Below are 10,408 nucleotides of genomic sequence, written 5' to 3'. Positions count from 1 at the left end.
GCGCCGGCCGATGCAGCGCCTGGGCACGGACCACTCCCTGCCGGCGGCCCTGACGAGCATGGTCGGCGGGACGGTCTGGACGCTCACGTCGCCCACCATCGACTCGAGGAGCCGGAGGTTCCCGATGGGCCGCAGGCACTCCTTCTCCCGCATGAACAGCGCGTCGGGCGGCAGGCCGGTGGTGCGGTTCGGCTCCGAGTTGGCCTGGGCCTCGACCCGGGCCACCGCCCCGGCGAGGCCGCCCCACCCGGTGAACTCGCCGCCGTAGGCGAGCAGGCGGTTCAGGAAGCGGTTGGCCGACTCGTCCTTGCCCTTGGTCTGCGGCGAGCGCGGCGCGCAGAGCCTGAGCTCGAAGCCGGCCTCCCGCGCGAACCGCCACGCCCTCTCCTGCCTGGTCCTCCTGCGGCCCGAGACGGTCACCAGGCACGACATGTTGTCCGTGATGCACTCCTCCGGGACGCCGCCGAGGCGGGTGAAGGTGGCGAGCAGGCAGGACAGCAGGTCGTCGAGCGTGCGGCTCCTGACCGGTATGAAGCGGTGCTTCCGGGAGTAGCCGAGCGTCGCGGTGAACACGCTGAACTCGAAGACCTCGCCCTCCGAGTCGACGAGCCTCATGCCCTCCTTCCAGTCGAACTGCAGCTGCCTGCCCGGGGGCGTCTCGAACCGCGGGTGCGGCTCGCGGCCGCCCGCGCCCCCGAAGGGCACGTCGCGGGCCCGGCACCACGCGGTGAAGGCGCCGTACCCGGGCAGCCCCTCCCCGCGGCCCTCGCGCAGGAACGCGTACACGGCCATCTTGGTCATCCCGGGCAGCTGGGCCTTCGCGCGGATCACCTCCTCGAGCGGGTCGAAGGCGCTGCCCCTCGCGGACCTCCCGTCGGCGGCGGACTCGCCCTCCCGCCAGTACTTGGCGACCGTGTGCCGGTCCATGCCGTGCCTCCTCGCGATCTCGCTGAAGTTCGGCTTCGCGCCGGACCCCCTGTAGACGTTCAGCTCTCCCATTACGTTTCGCTCCATATCCCGCTCCTCCCGGGTCGGATACCCGATCGGAGCATAGTTCCGTTAGCGCAGTTGGTGAAAGTGCGTTAGCGGGGCCGGCGAAAGCGCGTTAGCGCATTCGGCGAGATGCGTTTGCGAAAGTGGTCAATTTTAGATTAGCGCTAACACTGCGCTACCTCGTGCGCATACCGCTGTCGACTGAGGCCAACGCGGGAGACGAGCACCGCATACTCGTGGACCGCAGGGCCCTGTGGGCGATGTCGCGCGAGCTCACGAAGTGGGGCTACCACTACAACCAGGCCGTGCACGCGATGAACATCATCAACTTCCACGCCCGCCACGGGCACGTCGACCGCGACCTCGTCGCGGATAGCATCCCGACGATCGAGCGCGAGCTCGCCGACGTGAACGCCGCGGCCCGAGAGATGGCGGCGGAGCTCGGTCGCATCGGCGCCGACTCGCTCGTGGAGGGCTCGCCATGCCGATCCTGAAGCCGATAAGCGGCCACGGCTCGACGGGCGGCATCCGCCGCTACCTCGAGAAGGGAGGCCGCGCCCTGGCGCGCGACCTGTTCAACCTGAGCTACGACGAGCGCGACGCCGGCGCGCTGGGGGAAGACGCCAAGGAGGCCTGCGCCTGGGACGCCGAGATGGACGCCACGCGCGCCGCGTTCGGCACGGACGCACCCTGGAGGGGTAAGCCCGCGCGCACGTTCAAGCACTTCGTGCTCTCGCCGGACCCCGGCGACGACATCGACCTGGCGACGCTGCGCGAGCTCGCGTGCTCGTGGGCGCTCAGGCACTTCGGCGACCACGAGATCGCCATCGTCTACCACGACGACAACGCCCGCGGCATACCGCACGCGCACATCGTCGTGAACAACGCCAACCTCCGCACCGGCTACCGCATGCAGACCCAGCACCCCGAGGACCTCAACCGAGACCTGCAGGACATGGCGCGCGAGCGCGGGCTGTCGGGGCTCTCCAACGACCGGGCGCCCGAATCGCCGTCGAAGGCGCGCGGGCGGGCAGGTGCGGGCGGGCCCAGGAGCCGCAGGAGCGTCTACCTGGGCCGGGCCGAGAAGGAGATCATGCGCTCGGGCGGCTACTCGTGGGTCGGCGACATCCGCGCCCGCGTCGCGCTCGCTAAGACCACGGCGCGCGACGAGGCGGAGTTCCTCGGCATCCTCGACGCCCTGGGCGTGCACGTCGCCGACAACTCGGCCAAGGCGCGGCGGGACGACTGGGTGTTCAGTCTGGCGGAGGAACCGTCCAAGAAGGTAACCGGCGAGCGCCTGGGGTTCGTCTACGGCAAGGAGATGCTGCGCCGGCGCTTCGAGCGCGAAGGCGCCTACCGCCCCACGGACGCGAGCGCCGCGCGGATCCGCGAGGCCGCCGAGCGAGCCCTCGAGCTCAACGACCTCTCGGAGCTGAGCAGGCTCTCCTCGGCGCTCGAGACGTGCGCGAAGTTCGACGTCGAGTCCATCGAGGAGTTCGGGCTCAGGATGGCGACGCTCGAGCGGCGCGGCCAGGCGGGCGGCGAGGGATACCGTCGCCTCGAGGCCGCCCGCGCCTACATGGCCGAGAACGGGCTCATGCCGCTCAAGACCCGCTACGGGGACGGTGAAGGGCGCGACGATGCCAGCGGCAATTCGCGCCAGTGCCACCGAGCGGACGAGCAACAGCGCATCCTCGCCGCCGAGCGGCAGCGGGCCCAGCAGGACCAGCGCAGGGAGAGGGGCCGGAGATGATGGTGAGGATAGAGTACGAGGGCGGCAGGACGACGCTGTTCGACACGCTCTCGTTCACGGAGGGGTCGCCGTTCTCCGGCGCGAACATGCTCACGGAGTTCGAGCTCGAGATGCGGGAGGAGCCCGAGAAGGGGCTCTGGCTCACGGCGAACTGGCACCAGGTGCGCGACGACTGGCGCGCCGACGCGCCCGCGGACGGGATACCGGCCGCGCGCAGGTCCCGTGGCTGGCGCTTCATGCTGGCCTCGGAGGCCGAGCTGGGGCGAGCCCGCCGCGTCCTGCTCGACGGCGACGAGGCGTTCGCCCGGGTGCGGGGCTTCCTGTGCGACGCGGCCGCGATCGACGCCTGCTACCGCGAGCACGTGGGCCTTCCCTCAAAACCGCTGAAATCGCAGATAAGGGACCTGCAGCGCGCTCTGGGGAGGGCAGAGGTCCCGGGCGTGCCCGACGAGCTGGCGAGGCTGCTCGCGCAAGAGAAGGAGGAGGGCGCCGACGAGGGCGCCCGCAAGGTCAAGGAAGATTGGGGTGACGTCGATGAAGAGGCTTGGTAGGTTCCTCATGGCGGCGCTTAAGGTCACGCTGGGCTTTTTCGTCTGGCTGTTCCGTGCCGTGTTCAAGTGGGTGATGTGAGAAGAGGCGGGCAATTGCCCGCCTCTTTCCGTTGTGCGATTTCGATTTCTCACGGCTAGTCCCGGTCGTCGTCGCCGGCTGCGCAGCAGGCGTAGGCCGTGAGCGTGAGGAGCCCCATGAGGAGCCCTATTCCGAAGGGCGCGAATCCCATCCTTCCACCTCCTTCGCGTAGACGACGGTGCGCGAGTTGCTCGTCTGGTAGCTGCACGTCACGAAGGCCCAGGCCTGCGCGATGTCCGCCGGCTCTTCCAGGACGACCTCGCACCGGGACAATTTGTCCCCGAGGTAGGCGGCGAGCTCCGCCGCGTCGGCGAAGTCGGTCCGCTTGCCCTCCGAGCTCGCGTCGACCACGTCGGCCGCGAAGACCTTGAGCTCGATCGCCTTCTCGCGGGTGTAGACCCGGATGGTGCGGTGCCCCTCGGCGAAGTCGCGCGACGAGTACTGCGCGAGCGGCGCGAACATGGTGCCGTCGGACATGTGGTGCCCGTAGACGATGACGAGCGGGCTCTCGGCACCCTGCGCGCACCCGGCATCTATGTAGGGAGCGCCCCACGCGGATCTTTCGCCGCCGGCGTCGTGCGTGAGGTAGAAGTCGGGCGATTCGGGCCGGCCCTGGACGATCGGGTAGTCGACGGTCGTGCCCGGCACGCGCACCCAAGCGACGACGGAGGCGGGAAGGGCGTCCCAGTCGATGCCGCCTCCCGTCTCTTGAGCCTCCATTGTCGCGTCCTCTTCCGCAGTAGGCACCTCGTGCACCTCGTAAGGGTTCCTCTCGGACAGCGGCAGGACGGCGAGCGCCCCCATCGCCAGCAATGCCACGGCAATGGCGAGCGCCGTGGCGGCTTTCCCTTTGTTCATGTCCTCCCCCGTTCGCAGGGGAGGCCCCGGGCGAGCGCCCAGGGCCTCCGGTTCGGTATCGATGCGGCGCCGCTACTCTTCCGGCTCTTCGTCTGCCGCGTCCTTGCTTGCGCCGGCCGTCTTGCGCTTGCGGTACGCGAGCGCCCCGCCCGCACCCGCCGCAGCTGCCAGAGCGATGCCCGCGGCCACGGCGTAGCCGGTGCCGTCGGGGGCGTCGGCCCCGGTCTTGGCGTAGGGCTCCTCGGGGACCTCGGGCGTGCCGGGGTTGTCCACGACGACGCTCTGCTCGGCGGAGTCGATGTCCTCGTGGGCCGCCACGACGTTGCCGGCGGAGTCCAGGACCTTCTCGAAGACGACGAGCTCGTCTCCCTCGGCCAGGCCCTCGGTGTCGAACTCGAAGGTCACCTCGACGGTGCCGGAGGGTGCCTCGGGCTCGAAGGGCGTGCGCGCGGTCACCTCGTTGCCGTCCTTGTCGAGGAACGGCTCTCCGGTGCCCTTGTCCATGAGCGTGCCCACGGCGATGTAGGTCTCGCCGGGGACGAGGCCCTTGTAGGCCACCGTGTCGATGACCTTGGCCTTGCCGGCCTCGATGACCTGGTCGCCGTCGGCGGCGTCGGCCGCCTGCGTGCCCACCTCGACGGCGACGTGGACTGTCTGGCCCTCGTCGGAGAGGTCCGCGTGCGACGCCACCTCGGCCTCGTCCTTGCGTAGGCTCTCGAACGCGACCAGGTCGCGGCCGCCGAGCAGGCTCGCGTCGAAGGAGATCTCTACGTCCTGGCTGCCCGTCGAGATCGCGGGCGCGAACTCGGCCTTGGCCCCCACGGGCTTGCCCGAGGCGTCGGCCACGGGCTCGCCGGTCGCCTTGTCGACGAGGGTCGCCGAGAGCTCGTATTCCTCGCCGGCCTTCAGCCCCTCGTAGGCCACCGCGTCGACGACCTTGGCCTCGGCGTCGGCCGAGACGTCCTTGTCGCCGTCCGCCCCGTCCTTTGCTGTGGTGGAGATGCGCGGGCTCTCCTGGTCGTCGAGGCCCATCCACACGGCCTTCGCGACCGTCGAGTCGCGATCGACCCAGAAGCTCCTCGTGATGAGCTCGAGGCCCTCGTTGGCATCGCAGCGCAGCTCGGTCATGGTGTAGGCGCCGTACGGCAGGGCCGCCAGCGAGTCGTCGACCGGCGCCGAGGAACCGTCCTCGCCGAGCGAGAACCAGATGCCGGCCTTCGGGTCCATGTCGGCGACAGCAATCGGGCCCTCATGGCCGAGCAGGGCGTCGTTGGCGTTGGTGTCCCTCGAGTGCTTGTTCCAGCTGCTCGCGGTCGACGCGTCGCCGTTGCGGTCCGTGACCAGCACGTGAGTCTCGCCGGTGGCCGCGTTCTCGATGGCGAACGGGACCATGAGGCCGGCGTTGTCGGACTCGCTCTTCTTGGAGAGCTCGAGGTCGTTGCGCACCACCTGGTCGCGGAACTCGAGCGCGGCGCCGTCCGCGGAGGCGCACACGATCTCGCCGCCGGCGCGGACCTCGAAGGTGCGGGGCTCGCCGTCGGTCAGCAGGTAGCTCCCGTTCGTCGCCGTCTCCCGCACGTCGTAGGTCCCGTACGGAAGGGCGTCGGCCGCGGTCTGCGCGGTGTAGGCGCCGGCCTCGTCGTTCCATGCGGTGGTCAGCGTCGCCACGGCTTCGCCCGGCTCGCGCCACTCTCCGTCAACGAGGACCTTGTGCGCCGAGCGGTTCGTGACGGTGAACTCGATCCCGTCGAGGCCGGGGTGCTCGCCAGGCGCCTCCTTGTGGCCGCTGCCCGCGAGCGCCTCGGACGCCTGCAGCTCCTTGTCGGACTTGGTCACCTGCACGCCGCCGCGGAAGACCTCGTCGGTCACGGGGTCGCCCGTGAGGTCGCGCACCTCGCCGGCTTTCACGGCGAACGCGACGGGGGCGCCGCTGGCGTCGTAGCCCTCGGGCGCGCCGGACTCGACGATGCGGTAATTGCCTGCGGGAAGTGCGTCGGCGCCGGTCGCGGCGACGTGCGACCCGTCCTCGGGCGCGGTCTTGATCGTGGCGCAGACCTCTCCGTCGGCATAGTACTTGCCGCCGACCAGCACGTACCGGCCGGTCTCGTTCACGACTGAGAAGCTCGCGCCGTCGAGCGAGGCGTCGCCCTGGGGCTCGGCGCCCGCCTCGGAGTCCTCTTTGGCGACCTTGACGCCGCCTGCGGACCAGCTGAAGCTCACGAGCGTCTGGGAGCCTCCGCCGGTCCTGACGCAGAACGCCTCGAACCCGGCGGAGACCTTGCCGGCGCCCGCCTTCATCTTGGCGAAGGTCCCGCCGATCAGCTCGGATTTCGCCCAGGAGGCGAACTCGGCGCTCGTGCCGTGCGTGGCAGCCGACTCGGACCCGGAGTAGGCGTAGGCGATGAGCACATGGCTCGCCGCGGCGTACTTCGCGTCGTCCCAGCCGCCGCCGTCGTACCAGCTGCCCGGGAACATCGACGCGTCGAAGCCGGGAGAGCCGAACGAGTACCAGATCGCCGCTGTCACGTCGCCGCTCGGCACGGGGCTCGTCGAGTAGGAGCCCGGCGCGGGCGTCGGGGACGAGGGCTCGGCGCAGTAGGCGATGTTGCCGTCGGCGCTCATCCACGTGGTGGCGAAGCCGCCGTAGGGGATCTTGCCGCCGATGGACACGTCGACCGTGCTCGGCGCGGCGTAGGCGGGCGAGGCCGCCACGGAGGCGAGCAGCGCCCCCGCGGCAAGGATGAGCGCCATGGCGCATCGGAGGAGCTTTTCCTGCAGGGTGCAGTCTTTCGCTGCGTTCATCTTTCCGCCTCCCTATCTCTCGACGCTTCGCTGTGCGCGGGGCGCCTCGTGCTCGGCGGCGCGGCTCGCCTGGCGGGCGTGCTCGGCGCGCTCCGCGAGGTAGCGCGAGCGACCTGCGTCAACGGCCTCCTTGAGCTGCGCCGGCATGACCTTCACGGTGTCCTTGACCGCGCGGCCGCCCTCGTCGAGCTCGGGCTGGCCGTCCGGGCCCATCACCGTCTTCCTCAGCCACACCTCGCGGTTCGCGAGCAGCGGTATGTCCCGGAAGTCGGCCCCCTTGAAGCGGCTCTCGTTCACGAACATGGGGCTGAACTCGTAGCCTCCCACGTCCACGCCGTCGACGACGGTGCCCTTGGGAAGGGTCGCCGAGTTGAAGGTCCTGGCCTCGCCGGTCGCGCGGTCGGTGTACTCGATTCCCTCGCGCACGAAGCTCTTGTGCAGCGAGAGGTACACGTTCTTCCTCTCTTCCATGTCTTTCCTCCTTTTCGTTTTCAATCGGTCCTTGTCTTCATCCGCCGGGACGCGTGCCCCGGCGCGGCGCCCCTATCTCATGGCGACCGCCCCCTTCCTCGCTTTTCCGCTAGAAGCCGCTCACGATGTCGCGCGCCCAGGAGCCGCTCTTCACGAGGGCCAGGATGAGCAGCACGCACATGGCCAGGTACTGCAGCGCGTAGGTGAGCCCGTTCGCGACCGCGTCGGCCGGGGTGCCCGTCCCGGGGTTCGCCCCGGTGAGCCCGCCGAGCACGAGCGGGAACGATATGAGCAGCACGAGGATGATGACGCCGGCGATGCAGACCGCCCCGAAGCTCTTCAGGTAGCCAAGGCCTATCTGGCGCGTGGCGTCCATGCCGAGGAACGCCAGCGGGATCGGGGCGAACGCGGCCATGATGTAGAGCTGGAGCGCGCGGGCCCAGCAGACCACGAGGGCGACGACGTAGGCCGCCAGCACCACGACCCAGCTGATGAGGCTCACGACGAGCATGGCGATGAGCGACGGGATGTCGTCGTCGGTGGTGACGACGGACACCTCGGGCAGGTCGAGCGCGCCTCCGGCGCCGAAGAGCGCCTCGACTCGGTCGATGGCGAGCCCGCAGACCTCGTAGATCGACGCCATCAGGTCGAAGCTGTTCTGTATGAGGAACAGGAACACGGCGAAGAACACGAGGAGGAAAACGACCTCCTTGACGCCGGGAAGGCTCTGGCTGCCGTCCATGCGCTGGGAGATCTCGATGAGCTTCAGGGTGAAGACCAGGCCGAGCACCCCGCACCCGATCGGCAGGATGGCAACCTGCCACACGCCGCGGGCGACGTCGTGCATGGTCAGGTCGCTCGAGCTCGTGAGCATGTGCGCGAAGTCGGCCGAGAGGATCCCGTTCGCGCCGATCGACCCGAGCACGCCCGTCTGCGCCTTGAACATCCAGTTGCAGCAGTCGCGCAGAAGGCCGCACAGCCAATCGTTGACGTCCCCGGCGATGTCGGCGTATGCCGGCTGCGCTGGGACGAGCAGGAGCGCGCAGAGGGCGAACGCCGCCGCGGCGGAGACGGCGAAGGCCCTCCGGCGTCGCGATTCAAGCGCCCGCACGGCTACATCGCCTCCAGCGAGCCGCCGCGCGAGACCACGGTGACCACCGTCGAGGCGGGGTCGTCGAGCGTGAAGGTCGTCGACGCGACGTTCCCGGCGTAGTCGAGCCACACCTCCTTGTCCCAGGTGGCTCCCGTCGCCCGCGGGGACACCTCCGCCGCCTTCCCGGCGACGGCCTCCTCGATGGCGGCGGCATCCGCGCCCAGCGCCTCGGAGAGGCGGCCGTCGGTGCCGGTCACGGAGAACGCTCCGTCTTGCGCCTTCTGGGGCACGTAGGCCTGAGTCAGGAGGTCGCAGGCCAGGGTGCGGGCGTCCCCGCCGCCCGAGACCTGGATGAGCGACAGGCCTCCCGCCTTGTCGCCGGTTCCCTTGACCTCGATGGGCACGCTGAGCACGCCGCCGGCCTCGGAGGGCTCCTCGGCCGAGAAGAACCAGGCGCGCTCGGTGCCGCCCGCGCTCTCCACCATGGCGCCCTCGACGATCCGCAGCGTGGCTGTCGGGTCGTCGGCGCCCGTCCATGCGGTGTTCCAGAGCGCCTCGGCGCCCGAGGCGGCCTTCCCGGTTGCCGCGTCGGCGCCTGCAGCCGCGGGCTGCTCTTGCTCCTGGGGACTATCCTGCGCGCCTTCCTGCGGGGCGATGGCGCAGCGCGCCGCGCCCGCGCCGAGCGCCACGGTGAGCGCGCCTGCCGCGACGGCGGCCATGACCCTTGACTTTCCCTGCATTGGTTTCTCCTATCTCGCGGTGAGCGCGCAGCTGAAGCTGCCGATGCCGCTCGCTATGCGGCACACGTCGCCCGCTCGCGGCTCGTGTATGTACCTGTCGTCGCCGATGTAGATGGCCACGTGGCCCGAGCGGTAGAGGATGTCGCCGGGCTTCGCCTCCGAGAGCGGTATGCGCCTGAGCTCCTCGTACTGGGAACCCGTGTAGTGGCTTATGCGGATGCCCGCCTGCGCGTAGCAGTACTGCGTGAGCCCGCTGCAGTCGAGCGCCTTGCCGGGGGTCGAGCCTCCCCACACGTAGGGCACGCCGAGCTGGCTGTACGCCGCCTCGACGATCGCGTTCCCGTTCGCGGTCGAGTCCTTCAGGTCCTCGACCGTCATGGAGTCGAGCCGGTAGAGGCCCCATTGCGCCATGATCGACTTCAAGGACTCGACGTAGGACGAGTCGGTCGCCCAGCCGGCGTCCTTGAACCCCTCGGCCATCCTGTCCGAGTCGTGCCTCTCGATCGCCTCCCGGATGAGGGCGTTGCCCGAGTAGCGCTCCGCCTGCAGGAAGACCCTGCTGCGGAAGCGGATGCACTCGGCGTCGCCGGTGAAGCGGATGAAGCTCGCCGTGATCTGGGTGTGCTCGCCGGGCACGTACTCCTCGCTGGTGGCCCAGTTCGCCTTGCCGGCCACCTCGGGGCAGCCCGCGTAGCCCGACCACCACTTCATGCCGAAGAGGTTGTGGTCGCGCTCTGCGAGCTGGCTCATGCGGTCGCCCTGGCCGGACTCCTGGATGATCTGCGCGATGGTGCAGCCCGCCGGGTGCCCGTACTCCTCCTGGCACTCGAGCGCCGCCTCGACCATCTCGTAGGTGATGTAGGGCGGCAGCCCCTCGAGGCCCTGCTTGGAGGCCGCGTCGTCCCAGAAGCCGAACAGCGCGCTCAGCAGCTGCGCGACGGCGAGCGCGCACGCGACGAAGGCCACGATGCCGGCCACCGCCCCGAGCAGGGCGGGCGCCGCGCCCGAGACCGCGCCCGCGATCGCGGAGGCGGCGCCCTTCGACCCCGCGGCTCGGGCCGCCTCGCC

At 70.1% G+C, this 10,408-nt stretch carries 10 protein-coding genes; 3 read left to right on the top strand and 7 right to left on the bottom strand.

The window, feature by feature from the left end; translation table 11 throughout:
* On the bottom strand, positions 1 to 1,014 hold a 1,014-nt coding region (istA, locus tag ACTNB2_RS08640), incomplete at its 3' end, for an IS21 family transposase (RefSeq protein ID WP_441044928.1).
* Between the two features lie 122 nt (positions 1,015 to 1,136).
* On the opposite strand from istA, the gene ACTNB2_RS08635 reads away from it, so the two are divergent.
* Genes ACTNB2_RS08635 through ACTNB2_RS08625 form a run of 3 tightly spaced genes read left to right on the top strand, consistent with a single transcriptional unit; the run spans position 1,137 to position 3,297 of the window.
* Positions 1,137 to 1,487: a plasmid mobilization protein gene (locus ACTNB2_RS08635; RefSeq protein WP_441042575.1), complete on the top strand. Its 351-nt coding sequence runs from the start codon at positions 1,137 to 1,139 to the stop codon at positions 1,485 to 1,487.
* On the top strand, positions 1,475 to 2,746 hold the full coding sequence (locus ACTNB2_RS08630) for a relaxase/mobilization nuclease domain-containing protein (protein ID WP_087190419.1): 1,272 nt from the start codon (positions 1,475 to 1,477) through the stop codon (positions 2,744 to 2,746). The genes ACTNB2_RS08635 and ACTNB2_RS08630 overlap by 13 nt, the downstream gene beginning before the upstream one ends.
* Complete coding sequence (locus tag ACTNB2_RS08625; RefSeq protein ID WP_441042577.1) at positions 2,743 to 3,297, top strand: hypothetical protein; 555 nt, start codon at positions 2,743 to 2,745, stop codon at positions 3,295 to 3,297. Before ACTNB2_RS08630 ends, ACTNB2_RS08625 begins: the two co-directional genes overlap by 4 nt.
* A 205-nt stretch (positions 3,298 to 3,502) precedes the next feature.
* Here ACTNB2_RS08625 and ACTNB2_RS08620 read toward each other — a convergent pair whose 3' ends face one another.
* The 6 genes from ACTNB2_RS08620 to ACTNB2_RS08595 all read right to left on the bottom strand — a co-directional run.
* Positions 3,503 to 4,234, bottom strand: a complete 732-nt coding sequence (locus ACTNB2_RS08620) for a class B sortase (protein WP_073293306.1) — start codon at positions 4,232 to 4,234, stop codon at positions 3,503 to 3,505.
* 72 nt (positions 4,235 to 4,306) lie between these two features.
* Positions 4,307 to 7,036: a VaFE repeat-containing surface-anchored protein gene (locus tag ACTNB2_RS08615; protein ID WP_441042578.1), complete on the bottom strand. Its 2,730-nt coding sequence runs from the start codon at positions 7,034 to 7,036 to the stop codon at positions 4,307 to 4,309.
* Positions 7,037 to 7,048: 12 nt separating this feature from the next.
* A complete protein-coding gene (locus tag ACTNB2_RS08610; RefSeq protein WP_042433176.1) occupies positions 7,049 to 7,507 on the bottom strand; it encodes a hypothetical protein in 459 nt (152 codons plus the stop codon).
* 109 nt (positions 7,508 to 7,616) lie between these two features.
* Positions 7,617 to 8,618, bottom strand: a complete 1,002-nt coding sequence (locus ACTNB2_RS08605) for a conjugal transfer protein TrbL (RefSeq protein WP_441042579.1) — start codon at positions 8,616 to 8,618, stop codon at positions 7,617 to 7,619.
* A 2-nt stretch (positions 8,619 to 8,620) separates the two neighbouring features.
* The gene (locus ACTNB2_RS08600; protein WP_441042580.1) at positions 8,621 to 9,319 is read right to left on the bottom strand and encodes a hypothetical protein; all 699 of its coding nucleotides are present in this window, start codon (positions 9,317 to 9,319) and stop codon (positions 8,621 to 8,623) included.
* Between the two features lie 30 nt (positions 9,320 to 9,349).
* The coding region (locus ACTNB2_RS08595) for an NlpC/P60 family protein (protein WP_441045756.1) at positions 9,350 to 10,408 on the bottom strand (1,059 nt) is incomplete at its 5' end.

This window comes from Collinsella sp. HCP28S3_G2, from assembly GCF_052065125.1.
Classification (GTDB): domain Bacteria; phylum Actinomycetota; class Coriobacteriia; order Coriobacteriales; family Coriobacteriaceae; genus Collinsella.
The sequence above is the reverse complement of the archived record's forward strand: the minus strand, read 5'-3'. Positions and strand labels throughout refer to the sequence as shown.